This is a genomic window from Saccharopolyspora griseoalba (genome assembly GCF_042665275.1).
Taxonomy (GTDB): Bacteria; Actinomycetota; Actinomycetes; order Mycobacteriales; family Pseudonocardiaceae; genus Saccharopolyspora; species Saccharopolyspora griseoalba.
This window is the reverse complement of the sequence record NZ_JBHTCJ010000020.1, coordinates 1-16,698: the sequence shown is the minus strand read 5'-3', so window position 1 is coordinate 16,698 and position 16,698 is coordinate 1. Positions and strand designations below refer to the sequence as shown.

Here is a 16,698-nt window from a genome sequence, read left to right as displayed (position 1 = left end):
AGCTGGTCCCGCCGCCCGATGACCGCACCGATAGGCTGCGGGGGTGAGCGATCGTCGGGCCTGGGCACTCCTGGTGCACGCCGCGCTCACCCAGCTGCTCACCTTCGTGCTGCGGCCCACGACCTCCTACCGCGCGCTCGAACTGGGCGTGCCGGCGACCTGGCTCGGCGTGCTCTCCGGGTGCTTCGCGGTGGTCCCGCTGGTGCTGGCCGTGCCCGCCGGGCAGATCGTGGACCGCGTCGGGGAGCGGCGCGTGGTCATCGCCGGGAGCCTGCTGATGTGCGGCGCCGGCAGCACCCTGCTGCTGCTCGGGCACACCGCGATCGGCCTGGTCGCGGGCAACGTGGTGCTGGGCACCGCCCACCTGGGCGCGGTGGTGGGTCAGCAGGCGCTGGTGGCCAACTCGACCCGCAGCGGGCGCACCGACGCCGCCTTCGGCTACTACACCTTCGCCGCGTCGGCCGGGCAGGCGCTCGGCCCCGTGCTGATCGTGCTCTTCGGCGGGAACCGGGCGATTCCCAGCACCACCCCGATCTTCCAGGGCAGCACGGCGATCGCGGTGCTGCTGCTGGTCGTGTCGTTCGCGGTCAGGGCCGGCGGACCCGGGCACGTCGCGCAGACGTCCCAGCCGGTCGGGGTCCGGGCGCTGCTGCGGTTGCCCGGCCTGCCCAGGGCGCTGCTGACCAGCTGCGTGGTGCTGGCCGCGGTGGACATCTCGCTGGTGTACCTGCCCGCGCTGGGCGCCGAGCGGCACATCGCCTCCGGGGTGATCGGCTCGCTGCTGGTCCTGCGGGCAGTCGCCTCGATGATCTCGCGGTTGTTCCTCGGGAGGATGACCGCCCGCGTGGGACGCCGCCGCCTGCTGATCTCCAGCATCTTCACCGCAGCGGTCGGCCTGGCCGCCTGCGCCGCCCCGGTGCCGACCTGGCTGCTGGCCGCAGCGGTCGCGGTGGCTGGTTTCGGCCTCGGCGTCGGCCAACCGCTGACCATGTCCTGGCTGGCCGAATCCGCCCCGCCGGGCACCCGCGGCCGCGCGATGTCGCTGCGCCTCACCGGGAACCGCGCGGGCCAGGTGCTCATCCCGGGCGCGGCGGGTCTGGCGGCCGCGGGCCTGGGCGCCGGGGGCGTCCTGCTGATCACCGCCCTCGGCCTGGCCTGCACCGGCCACCTCGCCCGCAAGCTGTCCGTGGACGCCCCGCCGAACCGCTGATCTCCGCCACGCGCTCCCCGCGCCCGGTGCGCGAAAAAGGCTTGCCGCTCGGGGGACGATGGTCGATGATCCGCCACGACCGGCTTCGCCCCCAGCGCGCAGGAGGGTCCGCCTCGTGTCCGAGGACGTCGTCGAACTGATCCTGGCCGACCACCGCCGCTTCGAGGAGCTGCTGCGCGCGCTGCGCAGCGCCGAGGGCGATCGGCGGAGCGCGCTCGGCGAGCTGGCCTCGGTGCTGGTTGCGCACGCCGAGGCCGAGGAGTCCGAGGTCTACCCGGTGCTGCGCGAGCTGTCCGCCGACGACGCCGAGGACGTCGACCACGGCGCGGAGGAGCACGCCGAGGGGCACGAGGCATTGCTGGCGCTCATGGAGTGCGACGCACCCGGGACCGACGAGTGGGACTCCCGGCTGGAGGCGCTGAGCGAGTCGGTGACCCACCACCTCGACGAGGAGGAGCGCACCGTGCTCAACGACGCGCGCGCCTCCGTCGGCGAGCAGCGCCGCGCCGAGCTCGGCCGGATCTTCCGGGACAAGCGCCGCGAGCTGATCGATGCCCGCTGCGGCCGCATCGACCGGGTCCGCGAGCTCGTGGCGCGGAAGGGCCCGAACCGGTGACGGGCGGCGGGAGCCCGATGCGCGGCAGGGTCGCGCTGGTCACCGGGGCGAGCCGCGCCAAGGGCATCGGGGCCGCGGTGGCGCGTCGGCTGGCGATGCTGGGCGCCTCGGTGGTGGTCCACCACCACCGTCCGCACGACGCCGCCCAGCCGTGGGGCGAGGACGACATCCGCGGCGTGCTCGAACTCGTCGAACCGCACCTGGCCCCGGGCGCTTTCGTCCGCGACCTGCCCGGCGACCTCGCCCGGTCCGGCGAGCCCGAGCGGCTGATCGACCGGGCGATCGACGCGGCCGGCCACCTGGACGTCCTGGTGTGCAACCACGCCCGCTCCGGCGGTGACGGAACGCTGGCGCAGGTCACCGCCGAGCAGCTCGACGAGCACTGGGCCACCGACGCCCGGTCGGTGCTGCTGCTGACCAAGGCCTTCGCCGCGCGGCACGACGACGAGCGCCCCGGCGGCCGGGTCATCTGGATGACCTCCGGCCAGCAGCAGGGACCCATGCCCGGCGAGATCGCCTACGCCGCGGCCAAGGCGGCGCTGGCCGGCATCACGCGGACCGCCGCCGACGAGCTCGCCGACCGGGGGATCGTCCTCAACGCCGTCAACCCCGGACCGGTCAACACCGGCTACCTGGACCCGGGCATGGGGATCGACGAGGAGGTCCTGCGGTCCCTGCGCGGCCGCTTCCCCGGCGGCCGCTTCGGCGCCCCGGACGATCCGGCCCGCCTGATCGCCTGGCTGGCCTCCGACGACGGCGAATGGGTCGTCGGCCAGGTGCTGGACTCCGAAGGCGGCTTCCGCCGCTGGTGACCTCGCGGCCGCGGGGCTCCTGCCGGTTCAGTCGCGGCGCTCGTGGTGCGGGTGCGCGCGCAGCGAGCCCGAGTGGGCCTTGATCTCCGGGTGCCCGCGGGTCTTGATCAGGCTCGCCACCGTCACGATCACCAGCACGCCGACGATCACCGCCAGGCTCAGCATCGTCGGGATCTCCGGCACCCGCGGGTCGATGTCGACGTGCAACCAGTGCAGCACCAGCTTCACCCCGATGAAGGCCAGGATCAGCGCCAGCCCGGACGAGAGGTAGACCAGCCGGTCCAGCAGTCCCTTGACCAGGAAGAACAGCGCCCGCAGGCCCAGCAGCGCGAAGGCGTTGGCGGCGAAGACGATGAACGGCTCGCTGGTCACGCCGAACACCGCGGGGATCGAGTCCAGCGCGAACAGCAGGTCGATCCCGCCGATGGCCACCAGCACCACGAACAGCGGGGTGGCCACCCTGCGGCCCTGCTCGCGGGCGAACAGCTTGCCGCCGATGTAGTCATCGGAGATCGGCAGGACCCGGCGCGCGCCCTTGACCAGCAGGTTGTCCTCGACGTCGGGATCCTCGTCGCGATGCCGGAACAGCTGCACCGCCGTGTAGATCAGCAGCAGGCCGAAGAGCAGGAACACGAAGGAGAACAGCGACAGCAGCGCGGCGCCGATGAGGATGAAGATCACGCGCATGATCAGCGCGAGCACGATGCCGAAGGTCAGCACCTTGTGCTGGTGCTCCTCCGGCACGGCGAAGGTGGACATGATGATCACGAAGACGAAGAGGTTGTCGACCGACAGGCTCTTCTCGACGATGTAGCCGGTGAAGTACTCGGTGCCCAGGTCGCCTCCGTAGGACATCGCGAACCACACGCCGAAGAGCACGGCGACCGCGATGTAGAACACCGACCAGGCCGTGGCCTCGCCGAACCCGACCCGGTGCGGCCGGATCGCCGCGAGCACGAGGTCCACTGCGAGCAGCAGCACGACGAGCGCGACGGTAACTCCCCAGGTCAGCGCGGAGATCTCACCCACCGAAACTCCTTCCGGGCACGTCGCAGGCCGGTGCGCGCGAACCGCGAACGACCGCCGCCCTCCCCCGCGGCAGCGGTCAACTCGATCGAGCTTCGCAGAACCTGCCGGACCGCGCAGGCCGGCCGCGCTCCCCGCCCGAGCGGCTCGCGGCGCGGTGGTGGTACCACACCGCGAGCGAGAAATGAATTGACGGCGACGGCCCGGATAATTTCGAAGAATCGAATGCCGCACGGCGGCCCGACTCCCGCCCACCACCTGCGAAGAAGAGCTCTTCACCGGATCGTGCACAGCGCGGAATCCGCGCCGAAGGCCAGGTCGGGATGAGTTCGCAGGTCACAATGGCACGACGTGGCGGTGACAAACAGCACTCATCGGTACCGCAAAGGAAATCTGCTATACTAGTGTTGTATCAGAATTCGACGAGTGCTGGATTTCGGCGATGCAGTCGGGGCTACGATGAGTGCTACGAACGAGGATCAACCGGTCTCCATGGCCGAGAAGGCGTACCAGGCGATCCGCGATCGGCTGATCATGCTGGACATCCCGCCCATGGAGCCGATCGACGACGTTGCGCTGGCGCAGTCCCTCGACATTGGCCGAACCCCGGTCCGCGAAGCGCTCAAGCGCCTCGAGATCGACCGCCTCGTCGTGTCCTACCCGCGCCGGGGGACCTTCGCCACGGCCGTGGACATCACCGACCTGGCCTACATCTCCGACATCCGGGTGCACCTGGAACCGCTGGCCGCGCGCCGGGCCGCCGAGGTCGCCAGCGATGCCGACGCCGAGGAGTTCGCCGAACTCGCCGATTTCCTCGACGAGATCGATTTCCGCTCCCTGGAGCGCGACGAGGTGATGCGGTGGGATCTGCACGTCCACCGGGCGATTTATCACGCGGCGGGAAATCCGCACCTCGAAGACACGCTGATCCGCTACGACAACCTCGCGACCCGGATCTTCTGCGTCTTCCTCGAACGCATGCCGGACTTCGACAGCCACGTGATGGAGCACTCGGCGCTGCTGCGGGCGATCAGCTCGCGCGAGCCGGACAAGGCTGAACGGCTCGCGCGGGAACACGTGCTGAACTTCGACAACGCCATGCGCTCGTTGGTGTGATTCCTCCCCGATCCGATCGGCCTGGCGGAACGGTCGAACCCGATCGACCGCCCGCGGCGGTGCAGGTGCTCGCCCACCCGGATGACCGGGAGCCGCCGCGGGTTCTGACGCGTCATGAGGCCGGACTGCCGGTTCGCCGCGGGTTCGCCGGTCGACCAGCAGCCGGTCGATCACGCCCCGCGCGGGATCCCGCCGCGCGGAACGAGCCGCGGACCGGCCGTCACCGGCGCTGGGCCAGCTTCCGGCGCCATTGACCGAAGGGTCGAGCCCGGTCGACCGCCAGGACGCCCGCGGGCCGCTCCTCGGGGTCGAGGTAGAGGGCCAGGAAGTCGCCCGAGTCCGGATCGCCCTCCTCGATCTGCACCGTGCAGTCGGCGGTGCGGTGGCCGGCGAACTGGATCTTGTGGCCGTACTGGTCGGACCAGAAGTAGGGCACCGAGTGGTGCGCCGGGGCGGAGTGCTCCCGGCCGAGCAGCGCGGCGACCGCGGCCGCCGGTTGCTGCAGCGCGTTGGTCCAGTGCTCCAGCCGCAGCGGACCATCGGTGTAGTCGCGGTAGGAGTGCGCGCAGTCGCCGACCGCGAAGACCTCGGGGATCGCCGTGCGGCCCTGCCCGTCGGTGCGAATCCCGTCGTCGATCTCCAAGCCCGATCCGGTCAGCCATTCGGTGTTCGGCTGCGCGCCGATTCCCACCACGACGACGTCGGCGGGCAGCTCTCGCCCGTCGGTGAGGCGCACCGCCCGCACGCGGGATTCCCCGATCAGCTCGGCGAGCCCGCACCCGGCGTGCAGTCGCGCTCCGTTGCGGGCGTGCAGCCTGCCGCACACCGCGCCCATGTCCGCGCCCAGCGGTCGTTGCAGCGGGACGTCCGCCGCTTCGACGATGTCCACCTCGCAGCCGAGACCGACTGCGGTGGAGGCGATTTCGGCACCGATGAAGCCCGCTCCGATGATCACCAACCGCGCACCGGGCAGCAGCTCGTCGCGCAGCCCTCGGGCGTCGTCGAGGGTGCGCAGGGTGTGCACGCCCCGCGGGGAGCCGCCGGGGAGCTGTCGCGCTCGGGCGCCCGTTGCGAGCACCACGGCGTCCGCTCCGATCCGGGTCCCGTCGGCGAGCACGACGGCCCGGTCCGAGGTGTCCAACGAATCGGCCGCCTGGCCGATGACCCAGTCGACGTCGAGCTCGGCGTCATCGGCGTCGGTGAGCCCGATGTCCTCTTCGGACACCGTCCCGGCGAGGTACTCCTTCGACAGCGGCGGGCGGTCGTACGGCTCGTGCCGCTCGTCGCCGATCAGGGTGATCCGGCCTTCGAACTCCTGCGCGCGCAGCGCGCGGACGGTCGCCAGCCCCGCGAGCGAGGCACCGACGACAGCGATGTGCTCCATCAACCGACCTCCTCGGCAACCGCGCCACCGACGGTGACCCGGGTCGACTCGTGCACGTAGATCAGGCCGTCCTCGATCGAGACCGCGTGCGTGCGCACCGGCTTCTTCGCGGGCGGACCACTGGGCTGACCGGTTCGGAGGTCGAAGCAGGCGGCGTGCAGCGGGCACTCCACCGCGCACCCCTCGAGCCAACCGTCGGACAGCGACGCGTCCTGGTGCGAGCAGGTGTCGTCGATCGCGTAGAGCTCTCCATCCACGTTGAACACCGCGATCGGCACCTCGCCCTGCACCCGGACCGACTCCCCGGGCGGCAGGCCGGCCAGCTCACCAACCAAGATCATGACGCCTCCTGTTGCTGATAACGGAACGGGCTGTGCATTACGCAACTCACAGGATGGGGTTCGACACCCCGCGAGTCAACGGGGAAATCCGGTCGGAAACGTGCCCGTTTCGTGCCGCGCGATCAGCGAAGACGGCGCCGGGCGCGCGAAGATCGCGGAGTCGCACCGAGCGATGTGGCGACCCCGCGGGACGTCCGCGAAGAGGGAGGTGGTCTTGCTTCGAGGGGACTGACCGGATATCTTATCGCGAACAGATATATCAGTAGCCGATCGCGGTCACAACCGCGATGCTGCTGCGGCGTCGCGGAACCGGCGCTCGCTGCCGCACATCGCACCCGGGGAGCCCCATGACCGATCAGTCCAGGCGACCGCGCCGGGGCCTCACGCCCCCCGTGGTGCAGGAGGAGCGCACGGTCCACCGCGCGACGGCGGCGGCCTCGGTCGGCAACGTCGCGGAGTGGTACGACTTCGGCATCTACTCCTACCTGGCCGCGGTCGTGCTGGACCGGGTCTTCTTCCCGGAGTTCGGGGAGTGGGCGGCGGTCTACACCCTCGGCGCGTTCGCCGCCGCGTTCGTCATGCGACCGCTGGGCGGGCTGGTCTTCGGCAGGCTCGGCGACCGGTACGGCCGCACCAAGGTCCTTTCGGCCACCATCCTGCTGATGGCCGTCGCCACGGTGCTGCTCGGCCTGGTGCCCAGCTACGGCGCCAGCGGCCTGCTGGCCCCGGTGCTGGTGCTGATCATCCGGATGCTGCAGGGCTTCTCCGCGGGCGGCGAGTACGTCGGGGCGCTGACGCTGATGGCCGAGTACGCGCCGGATCGCAGGCGCGGCTTCTTCGGCAGCTGGCTGGAGTTCAGCACGATCACCGGCTACACCCTCGGCGCGAGCACCTGCGGCGCGGTGATCGCGCTGCTGCCCGACGAGCAGCTGTTCGCCTGGGGCTGGCGCGTGCCGTTCATGCTCGCCCTGCCGCTGGGCGTCGCCGGCCTGTACCTGCGCATGCGGCTCGAGGACACCCCGGCCTTCCGGCAGCTCATGGAGCGCTCCCCCGCGCTGGCCACGATGTCGACCAAGCGCGCGGTGCAGATCGTGTTCCGGCACTACCGCAGGGCGGCGCTGGTCGCCGCGGGGCTGATCGTGGCCTGGAACGTGACCAACTACGTGCTGACCAACTACGTCCCGACCTACCTGACCGGCACGCTCCCCCGCTTCGGCGAGATCGGGACGAGCAGCGGCGTGGCCACCGGGATGCAGGTGGCCGTGATGCTCGTGATGCTGTGCGCGATCGTCGGCGTCGGGCGGCTCAGCGACCGCATCGGCCGCAAACCGGTGCTGATGACCGGAAGCGTGGCCCTGGTGCTGTTCGGATTACCGGCGGTGTGGCTGCTGCGCACCGAGCCGGCCGGTCAGCTCGCCGGGCTGCTGATCATCGGGCTGTGCCTGATGTGCTTCGCGGCGGTCTCGCCGTCGACGCTGCCCGCGCTGTTCCCGACCATGATCCGGTACAGCAGTCTCGCGGTGATCTTCAACCTGGCGGTCTCGCTGTTCGCGGGAACGGCGCCGACCATCATCGAAGCCGCGGTCACCGCGACCGGCAACCTGGACTGGCCGGGCTATTACCTCATCGGCGCTGGCGTCATCGGCATCCTGGCCACGCACTTCCTGCGCGAGCACGCCGGTGAGCCGCTCGACGGCGCCGCCCCGCTGACCTCCAGCGCCGAGCTCCCGCCTCCCCCGCTCTCCGAGGACGGCGTTCCCCTCGAACAGCCGCGATAGGGCTCTCGCAGTTTGGCCGGAAATCGCACGCCATGTGGCGTGCGATTTCCGGCCAAACTGCGAGAGCCCCGCGCGCGAAGTGGCCCCGCGCCGGGTGGGCGCGGGGCCACTTCGAGGGGGCCTGTCAGCTGATGCGCTGGAGGACCCAGTCGTGGAACTCGCCGATGTGGTGCTCGCTGGGCACCAGGACCCCGCCGTCGGCGTAGGCCCGGGAGTCCATGGCCAGCTGGCAGCGCTCGCAGGCGTCGAAGTCCTGCTGGTTGACCCGGTGGAACAGCTCCACCGAGCGGTCGATGTCAGCGCCCGAGTCGACCACCTCGGGCAGGTACAGCCAGTCGCAGCGCACCAGCGTGCGCTCGGCCGACAGCGGGAACATGCGGTGGAAGACCACGTGGTCGGGAACGAGGTTGATGAACACCTGCGGGCGCACGGTGATCGCGTAGTAGCGGCGGTCCTGCTCCTCGCTCACCCCGGGCAGCTTCTCCAGCCCGGCCGAGCCGTCCACGGTGAAGCCCTGGACGTCCTCGCCGAACTCCGCGCCGTGGCCCACGAAGTACTGCGCGGCCAGGCCGTCGGCGAACTCCGGCAGCACCTCGGTGAGCTCGGGGTGGATCGTGGCGCAGTGGTAGCACTCCATGAAGTTCTCGACGATCTGCTTCCAGTTCGCCTTCACGTCGTACTCGATGCGCCTGCCGAGCTTGAGGTCGGCGACCTGGTAGCCGACGATCGCGTCCGGGGTGCCCAGCCGGTCGGTGACGTCGCCGATCACGGTGTCCTCGAAGGACGGGGGCTCCTCGGCCAGGCACAGCCACACGTAGCCGAGCCATTCGCGCACGTGCACCTCGTGCAGGCCGTACTGGGAGCGGTCGACGTCGTCCATCGCGCCCAGGTTCGGAGCGGCGATCAGCGCGCCGTCGAAGGAGTAGGTCCAGGCGTGGTACGGGCACTGGAAGGAGCGCCGGACCTCGCCCTTCTCCTCGGTGCACAGCCTGGCGCCGCGGTGCCGGCAGACGTTGAGGAAGGCCTTGATCGCGCCGTTGCGGCCCCGGGTGACCAGCACGCTCTCGCGTCCGATCTGGACCGTCTCGTACTGCCCGGGCTTGGCCAGGTCGGCGCTGAGCACGGCGCAGAACCAGCCGGCTTCGAAGATCTTCTCCTGCTCCAGGCGGAAGATCTCGTGGTCGGTGTAGTAGTGTCCGCCCAGGGTCTCGCGCAGGCTCTCGGGGAGGTTGTTGGCCTGCTCCTGGGTGGTGGGAAGCTCACCGGTCGTCATGGGTAACGCTCCTCGTCGGAGAGGGGTGGGGGTCTCGCTGCGGCGCGACCGCAGTGGGCGCCGGTTATGACTAGATGGTGCGTCAGAAGGGGCTCGTCGAGCCACGTTTGATCGCTGGGGGCGGAACCGGGCGGGTGGCCGGGCTCCGGGGTGGACCGCGGCACGGCAGCACCGCGCGGCTCGGCGGCGAGGTCGCGGTGCGCGCCGCGACCCGCCGGGAGGATCGCGGTTCGTTCGCCAATGCTCTCGGCGTCCTTCCCGCGCGATCACCGGAACACGACGGTGCTGTTCCCGTTGAGCAGGACGCGGTTCTCGCAGTACCACCGCACCGCCCGGGAGAGCGCGAGCGCCTCGGCGTCCCTGCCCACGGTCTGCAGCGCTCGCGGGTCGTAGGTGTGGTCGATGCGGATCACCTCCTGCTCGATGATCGGGCCCTCGTCGAGGTCGGGCGTGACGTAGTGGGCGGTGGCCCCGACGAGCTTCACGCCCCGGTCGTAGGCCTGGTGGTAGGGCTTGGCGCCCTTGAACCCGGGCAGGAACGAGTGGTGGATGTTGATCGCCCGGCCGTGCAGCGCCTTGCAGGTCTGGTCGGAGAGCACCTGCATGTAGCGCGCGAGCACCACGAGATCGACCTGGTAGTCGTCGACCAGCCGCAGCAGCTGCGCCTCGGCCTCCGGCTTGGTCTCCGCGGTCACCGGGACGTGGTGAAACGGCAGGCCGGCGGCCTCGGCCATCGGGCGCAGGTCCTCGTGGTTGGACACCACCCCCACGATCTCGGCGCCCAGCGCCCCGGCCCGCCAGCGGTAGATCAGGTCGTTGAGGCAATGCCCCAGCTTGGAGACCATCACCAGGACCCGGGCGTCGCGGTCCGGGTGCAGGGCGTAGTCCATCTCGAAGTCGGTGGCCACCGGCGCGAACCCGCGCGACATCTCCTCGATGTCGACGTCGGTGCCCGCGGTGGCCTGCACGCGCAGGAACAGGCGCCCGCGCACCGGATCGTCGAACTGGCGGTACTCGGCGATGTCGCAGCCGTGCTCCACCAGGTAGGAGCTGACCGCCTGGACGATCCCCGTGCGGTTCGGGCAGCTCAAGGTGAGGGTGAACGATCGTGCCACGGGATTCTCCTCAGCATTCCACGATGTTGAGCGCGAGGCCGCCGCGCGCGGTCTCCTTGTACTTGTCCTTCATGTCCGCCCCGGTCTCGCGCATCGTCTTGATCGCCTTGTCCAGGGACACGTGGTGGTGGCCGTCGCCGCGCAGCGCCATCCGCGCGGCGGTGATCGCCTTGATCGCGGCCACCGCGTTGCGCTCGATGCACGGGATCTGCACCAGCCCGCCCACCGGGTCGCAGGTCAGCCCGAGGTTGTGCTCGATGCCGATCTCGGCGGCGTTCTCCACCTGCTCCGGGGTGCCGCCGAGCAGCTCGGCGAGCCCGGCGGCGGCCATCGAGCAGGCCGACCCGACCTCGCCCTGGCAGCCGACCTCGGCGCCGGAGATGGAGGCGTTCTCCTTGAACAGCACGCCGATCGCCCCGGCGGTGAGCAGGAAGCGCACCGCGGCGTCGTCGTCGAAGCCCGGGAGGTACCGCTGCGCGTAGTGCAGCACGGCGGGCACGATCCCGGCCGCGCCGTTGGTCGGCGCGGTCACCACCCGGCCGCCCGCGGCGTTCTGCTCGTTGACCGCGAGGGCGAACAGCGTCACCCACTCCATGGCCTGCGCCGCGTCGCTCTCCCCCGCGCTGGCCTCCAGGCTCGCGCGCAGCTCGCGAGCGCGGCGGCGGACCTTGAGCCCGCCGGGCAGCGTCCCGCCCGTGTGAACGCCCTGCTCGACGCACTCCTGCATCACCGACCAGATGTGCAGCAGCCCGGCACGGGTCTCTGCCTCGGGGCGCCAGGTGCGCTCGTTGGCCAGAACGACGTCGCTGATCCGGGACCCGGTGGCGGTGGTGTGCGCCAGCAGCTGCTCGCCGGTGCTGAACGGGTGGTGCACCGGGGTGTCGTCCTCGACCAGCACCGGCCGCCCCGCCTCGTCCTCGTCGAGGACGAAGCCGCCGCCGACCGAGTAGTACTCGCGGCGGTCGAGGCGCGCGCCGTCCTCGTCGAAGGCCTCGAAGACCATGCCGTTGCTGTGGAAGTCGAGCCGGGTGTTGCGGTGCAGCACCACGTCCTCGTCCACGTCGAAGTCGATCTTGTGCTCGCCGCCGAGGCTCAGCCGGGCTTCTTCGCGCGCGGCCTGCACCTGCGGTTCGGCGGCGACCGGGTCGACCAGGTGCGGCTGCTCGCCGGCCAGCCCGAGCACCACGGCCTTGACGCTGCCGTGCCCGTGCCCGGTCGCGCCCAGCGAGCCGAACAGCTCGCAGCGCACCTGCTCGACCCGCGGCAGCGTCCTGGTCCCGCGCAGGTGCTCGACGAACAGGTAGGCAGCTCGCATCGGGCCGACGGTGTGCGAGCTCGACGGCCCGATGCCGACCTTGAACAAGTCGAATACGGAAAGGCTCATCAGCGCTCCGAACCGGTTCGCGGCCGGGACTCGGCGGCGTGCCGGGCCCGGCGGGTGCTGCGGATGGCCGACCGCACGGTGTGCTGCAGCAGCAGCGCGGTGGTCACCGGGCCCACTCCCCCGGGTACTGGGGTGAGCCCGGCGACCCGCACGGACGGGTCGACGTCGCCGACGAGTCCGCCGTCGGCTGTCGGGTTGGTGCCGACGTCGACGACGATCGAACCGTCCCGGACGTGCTTGTCGGTGATCAGGCCGGGCTTGCCGACCGCGACCACCAGCACGTCCGCGTCCGGGGTGAACGCGGTCAGCTCCGGGGTGTGCCGGTGGCAGACCGTGACGGTCGCGTCGCGCTGCAGCAGCAGCTGCGCGACCGGTTTGCCGACCACGTTCGAGCGCCCCACCACGACGCAGTTGCGCCCGGCCAGCTCGATCTCGTGGTGGTCGAGCAGCTCCAGGACCGCGGCGGCGGTGGCCGGCGGGTGCGCGGGCAGGCCCGCGGCCAGGTTGCCCAGCGAGACCGGGTTGGCCCCGTCGACGTCCTTGCGGGGGTCGATCGCCGAGGCCAGGTCTTCGAAGTGCGCCTCGGCCGGCAGCGGGGTCTGCAGGATGATGCCGTGCACCGACTCGTCGGCGCTGAGCTTCTCCAGCGCGGCGCGGATCCGCTCGGGGTCGGCGCCCGCTCCGAGATCGACCGTCCGGCAGTCGATTCCGGCCTTGCCCGCGGCGCGGGCGATCGAGCGCACGTACCAGGCGCTGGACTCGTCGTCGGTGGCCACCACGACTGCCAGTCCCGGCGTGGTGCCGGACTCGGCGAGCTCCGCGGCGTTGGCCGCGGCTCGCGCGCGGATCTCGCGGGCCAGTCCGGTGCCGCCGAGCTCTCGGATGGCCTCGGTGGATCGGGGTGCGGTGGGCTGAATCGTGGTCATCGCAGGATCTGCTCCCGGACGGCGGAGGTGACGGTGTCGGCTCGCAGCAGGGTGTCGTCGGTCTTGACGATCGCCTCGTCGAGCTCGGCGTGGACGTCGAGGTCGGTGATGCCCGCGAGGTTGATCTCGACGTTGACCCGGGCGGTCGAGATCGCCGCCCGCGCCGCGACCGCGGCGGCCGCGACGTCGCTGATCACGTTGGGGTTCCCGATCGGCCGCAGCAGCTCGGCGAGCTCGACGAGCCGGGCGGCCAGGACGATCACCCTGGCCGGGACCCGGCCCGCCTCGGCGAGCGCGGTCGCGATGGCCGAGGAGCGCTCCTGCTTCTCCTCGGCGGTCTGCTTGGGCAGCTTGTAGGCGGCGGCGACCGCGCCGAAGGCCTCCGCGTCCTGCTCCGCCAGGTCGAGGCAGAGCCCGCGCAGCTCGTCGGCGGTGTCGCGCACCTCCTGAACGGTCGCGGCGTGCTCGGCGTACTTCTCGCCGTCGCTGTAGCGGGCGACCATGGACAGCAGCGCCGCGGCCTGGGCGGCGTGCAGCGCAGCGGCCGCCCCGCCGCCGGGCGCGGGCACCCTGGCGGCCAGCTCGTGCAGGAAATCTTCGATGGTCTCGGTGCGCATGGACGTCCTTCGCGGTCGTGCGCCCGCAGGCGCGGTGCTGGTCACCGGCGGATCCGGTGCATGTCCGGGTCGACCAGGGGCTCGGCCGCGACGGTGGCGGCCACCATGCGGTCGAAGTACTGGATGCGCACCTGCGTCCCCTCGACGGCTTCGGCGGGCAGCCAGGCGTAGGCGATCGGGGTGCCGAGGGTGTGCGAGAAGGCCGCCGAGGTGACGTAGCCGGAGGGCACGCCGTTGAGGAACACCGGCTCGGAGCCCAGCACCACGCTGCGCTCGTCGTCGATGGTCAAGCAGCGCAGCTTCCGGGTGACCGACTCGGGGTCGATCGCTTCGAGGGCCTCCCGGCCGACGAAGTCGCCCTTCTGCATCCGCACCGCGAACCCGAGCCCGGCCTCGTAGGGGTTGTGCTCGGTGGTCATGTCCGCGCCCCAGGCGCGGTAGCCCTTCTCCAGCCGCAGGCTGTTGAACGCGGCCCGGCCCGCGGCCACCACGCCGTGCTCGCGACCGGCCTCGTGCAGCACGTCCCAGAGGCGCTGGCCGTACTGGGCGCTGGTGTAGAGCTCCCAGCCGAGCTCGCCGACGTAGGACACCCGCATCGCGGTGACCGGGATGCCAGCGATGCGGATCTGCTTGCAGCGGAAGAACTTCAGGCCCTCGTGCGAGAGGTCCTCGCGGCTCAGCGGCTGCACCAGGTCGCGCGCCCGCGGGCCCCACACGCCGATGCAGCAGGTGCCGCCGGTGATGTCGCGCAGCTGGACGCTGCCGTCCTCGGGCAGCTCGCGGCGCATCCGGTCGAAGTCCAGGTTGCCGTTGGCGCCCACCTGGAACAGCTGCTCGTCCAGCCGGGCCACGGTCAGGTCGCTGCGCACGCCACCGGCCTCGTCGAGCATCAGGGTGTAGGTCACCGAGCCGACCGACTTGTTCAGCTTGTTGGTCGTGAGCCGGTCCAGGAACGCCAGCGCTCCGGGACCGCTGACCTCGAGGCGCTTGAGCGAGGTCATGTCGAACAGGGCCACGTCGGTGCGGGTCTTCCAGGCCTCGACCGCGGCGATCGGGCTGTGGTACATCGCCGCCCACGCGTCCCGGGCCGGCGGCTGCCACTCCAGCGGCAGCTCCTTGACCAGCGGTGCGTTCGCCTCGTACCAGTGCGGGCGCTCCCAGCCGTGGGCCTCCAGGAACACCGCGCCCAGCTCCTTCTGCCGGGCGTGGAACGGGCTCACCCGCAGGTCCCGCGGGGAGAGCTTGGGCTGCAGCGGGTGCTTGACGTCGTAGACCTCCACGAAGTTGCGCGCGGCGGTCTCCTCGACGTACTCCGGCGTCGTCTCGATCTCGTCGAAGCGGTGCACGTCGCAGCCGTGCAGCTCGATCTCGCTGCGCCCGTCGACCAGCAGCTGCGCCACCGACCGCGCCACGCCCGCGGAGTGGGTCACCCACACCGCCTCGGCGATCCAGAAGCCCGCCAGGTCCGCGGACTCGCCGACCAGCGGACCGCCGTCGGGGGTGAACGACATGACCCCGTTGAAGCCCGTCTCGACCGACGCCGACTCCAGGGCGGGCATCAAGCGCTTGGTGTGCTCCCAGGAAGGCGCGAAGTCCTCCTCGGTGAACGGCAGCACCGAGGGCATGGCCAGCTCGGAGGGGTCGTCGAGCTCGGGCAGGTCGCTCAGGCGCACCGGCATCGGGCGGTGCGCGTAGGTGCCGATGCCCAGCCGGTCCACGTGCTCGCGGTAGTAGAGGTCGCGGTCCTGGTGGCGCAGGATCGGCAGGTTGGCCTCGGTGTGCTCGTCGTTGCGCCCGGCGAGCTCGGGCAGCTGGTCGGTCTTGGCGTACTGGTGCGCCATGGGCAGCAGCGGCACGTTCATGCCGGCCATCTCGCCGAGCTGCGGACCCCAGAACCCGGCGCAGGACACCACGATGTCGGCGGGCACCTCGCCCTCGTCGGTCTCCACCCCGGTCACCCGGCCGCCCCGCTGGTTGATCCCCAGCACCCGGACCGCGCCGCGGAAGCGGGCCCCCCGACCGACCGCCCGCCGCGCCAGCGCCAGCACCGCGCGGGGTGCCTTGGCCAGCCCGTCGGTGGGCGTGTGGAACCCGCCGAGGATGCGGTCGGGTTCGAGCAGCGGGTGCAGCTTGACGCACTCCTCGGGGGTGATGACCTCGCCGGGAACGCCCCAGGAAGTGGCCAGGCCCTGCTTGCGGTGCAGGTCGGCCAGCCGCTCCGGGGTGGTCGCGACCTCCAGCCCGCCGACCTGGTTGAAGCACCAGCCCTCGTCGGCGTGCAGGCTCTTGAACTTCTCGACGGTGTAGGTGGCGAACTCGGTCATCGTCTTCGACGCGCCGGTCTGGTACACGAGTCCGGGCGCGTGCGAGGTCGAGCCGCCGGTCAGCGGCAACGGCCCCTGGTCGAGGACGGTGACCTGGTTCCACCCGCGGCTGGTGAGCTCGTCGGCCAGGTTCGCACCGACGATCCCGGCTCCGACGATGACGACGCGAGGGGTCGTGCTGCTCATGCTGGTCTCCTTACGGAACGGCGGGGTTTCGAGCTGAGGGGCGATGCACGCCTTCGGCAGGCGAAACGCGTTGCGGAGAAGGGCTTCTGGATGTTCAGCGCCGCCGGGTCGCGCCGGAAGCTGGAAACTGATCGCCCTCTGATCGAGGACTGATATATCAACTGTGCAGCAACGTAGGACGCCGGGTGCGGCGCGGTCAACACGTAGCCGAGAAATCCCGGTCGATCGGGTGTTCCGCCCCCGACCCGAGCGGAGCGCTACCCCGGGGAGCGCGGACTCCCCCGGCGCGCGAGTTCAGGTCGCCCCGCCGAATCCCTTGACCACGCCGCACGCGGTGCTACCTTGACATCCATCTGATATTTCAGTTGGCTTTCAGGTGTTGGCAGGCGTCCGGCCTGCGAATCCTCGATCTCCCCTGCTGCGTCCCAGCGCGGAAGGAGTCCCCATGAGTCCGCCCACCGATGATCTGTTCAACGACGCGCTCGCCGCGGTGGACCCGGAGGTGGCGACGGCGGTCGGCGCCGAACTGGGCCGCCAGCAGAACACCCTGGAAATGATCGCCTCGGAGAACTTCGCTCCCCAGGCGGTGC

The 16,698-nt window shown here is 71.2% G+C and carries 14 protein-coding genes and 1 pseudogene; 6 read left to right on the top strand and 9 right to left on the bottom strand.

Annotated elements, in window-relative coordinates; all coding sequences use genetic code 11:
• The first annotated feature begins 43 nt into the window (after positions 1-43).
• The 3 genes from ACFQRI_RS25640 to ACFQRI_RS25630 all read left to right on the top strand — a co-directional run bounded on the left by ACFQRI_RS25640 (position 44) and on the right by ACFQRI_RS25630 (position 2,638).
• Positions 44-1,210 (top strand): MFS transporter, encoded by a 1,167-nt coding sequence (locus ACFQRI_RS25640; RefSeq protein WP_380672953.1) that lies wholly within the window; start codon positions 44-46, stop codon positions 1,208-1,210.
• 115 nt (positions 1,211-1,325) lie between these two features.
• A complete protein-coding gene (locus ACFQRI_RS25635) occupies positions 1,326-1,826 on the top strand; it encodes a hemerythrin domain-containing protein (RefSeq protein ID WP_380672951.1) in 501 nt (166 codons plus the stop codon).
• Between the two features lie 17 nt (positions 1,827-1,843).
• Positions 1,844-2,638 (top strand): SDR family oxidoreductase, encoded by a 795-nt coding sequence (locus ACFQRI_RS25630; protein WP_380672949.1) that lies wholly within the window; start codon positions 1,844-1,846, stop codon positions 2,636-2,638.
• 27 nt (positions 2,639-2,665) lie between these two features.
• Here ACFQRI_RS25630 and ACFQRI_RS25625 read toward each other — a convergent pair whose 3' ends face one another.
• Positions 2,666-3,667, bottom strand: coding sequence for a TerC/Alx family metal homeostasis membrane protein (locus tag ACFQRI_RS25625; protein ID WP_380672947.1), 1,002 nt, complete (start codon positions 3,665-3,667; stop codon positions 2,666-2,668).
• 489 nt (positions 3,668-4,156) lie between these two features.
• On the opposite strand from ACFQRI_RS25625, the gene ACFQRI_RS25620 reads away from it, so the two are divergent.
• Positions 4,157-4,780 carry a GntR family transcriptional regulator gene (locus ACFQRI_RS25620; RefSeq protein ID WP_380672945.1) on the top strand — a complete coding sequence of 208 codons (624 nt, stop codon included), beginning with the start codon at positions 4,157-4,159 and terminating at the stop codon, positions 4,778-4,780.
• A 220-nt stretch (positions 4,781-5,000) separates the two neighbouring features.
• Here the strand turns inward: ACFQRI_RS25620 and ACFQRI_RS25615 are convergent, their stop codons facing one another.
• Positions 5,001-6,164 carry an NAD(P)/FAD-dependent oxidoreductase gene (locus tag ACFQRI_RS25615; RefSeq protein WP_380672943.1) on the bottom strand — a complete coding sequence of 388 codons (1,164 nt, stop codon included), beginning with the start codon at positions 6,162-6,164 and terminating at the stop codon, positions 5,001-5,003.
• Positions 6,164-6,505: a bifunctional 3-phenylpropionate/cinnamic acid dioxygenase ferredoxin subunit gene (locus tag ACFQRI_RS25610; RefSeq protein ID WP_380672941.1), complete on the bottom strand. Its 342-nt coding sequence runs from the start codon at positions 6,503-6,505 to the stop codon at positions 6,164-6,166. Before ACFQRI_RS25610 ends, ACFQRI_RS25615 begins: the two co-directional genes overlap by 1 nt.
• A gap of 347 nt (positions 6,506-6,852) precedes the next feature.
• Here ACFQRI_RS25610 and ACFQRI_RS25605 point away from each other — a divergent pair, with 347 nt between their 5' ends.
• Positions 6,853-8,283 carry an MFS transporter gene (locus tag ACFQRI_RS25605; RefSeq protein WP_380672939.1) on the top strand — a complete coding sequence of 477 codons (1,431 nt, stop codon included), beginning with the start codon at positions 6,853-6,855 and terminating at the stop codon, positions 8,281-8,283.
• Between the two features lie 124 nt (positions 8,284-8,407).
• Here ACFQRI_RS25605 and ACFQRI_RS25600 read toward each other — a convergent pair whose 3' ends face one another.
• From ACFQRI_RS25600 to ACFQRI_RS25575, 6 genes are all read right to left on the bottom strand, one after another.
• Positions 8,408-9,556: an aromatic ring-hydroxylating oxygenase subunit alpha gene (locus ACFQRI_RS25600; protein WP_380672937.1), complete on the bottom strand. Its 1,149-nt coding sequence runs from the start codon at positions 9,554-9,556 to the stop codon at positions 8,408-8,410.
• Between the two features lie 266 nt (positions 9,557-9,822).
• Positions 9,823-10,671, bottom strand: coding sequence for a formyltetrahydrofolate deformylase (purU, locus tag ACFQRI_RS25595; protein WP_380672935.1), 849 nt, complete (start codon positions 10,669-10,671; stop codon positions 9,823-9,825).
• Positions 10,672-10,681: 10 nt separating this feature from the next.
• Complete coding sequence (locus ACFQRI_RS25590) at positions 10,682-12,055, bottom strand: L-serine ammonia-lyase (protein ID WP_380672933.1); 1,374 nt, start codon at positions 12,053-12,055, stop codon at positions 10,682-10,684.
• Complete coding sequence (locus tag ACFQRI_RS25585) at positions 12,055-12,981, bottom strand: bifunctional 5,10-methylenetetrahydrofolate dehydrogenase/5,10-methenyltetrahydrofolate cyclohydrolase (RefSeq protein ID WP_380672931.1); 927 nt, start codon at positions 12,979-12,981, stop codon at positions 12,055-12,057. The genes ACFQRI_RS25590 and ACFQRI_RS25585 overlap by 1 nt, the downstream gene beginning before the upstream one ends.
• Complete coding sequence (locus ACFQRI_RS25580) at positions 12,978-13,598, bottom strand: cyclodeaminase/cyclohydrolase family protein (protein WP_380672929.1); 621 nt, start codon at positions 13,596-13,598, stop codon at positions 12,978-12,980. The genes ACFQRI_RS25585 and ACFQRI_RS25580 overlap by 4 nt, the downstream gene beginning before the upstream one ends.
• 41 nt (positions 13,599-13,639) lie before the next feature.
• Positions 13,640-16,108: a GcvT family protein gene (locus ACFQRI_RS25575; RefSeq protein ID WP_380672927.1), complete on the bottom strand. Its 2,469-nt coding sequence runs from the start codon at positions 16,106-16,108 to the stop codon at positions 13,640-13,642.
• Between the two features lie 445 nt (positions 16,109-16,553).
• Here ACFQRI_RS25575 and ACFQRI_RS25570 point away from each other — a divergent pair.
• Positions 16,554-16,698, top strand: a pseudogene (locus ACFQRI_RS25570) (serine hydroxymethyltransferase); the annotation flags it as partial.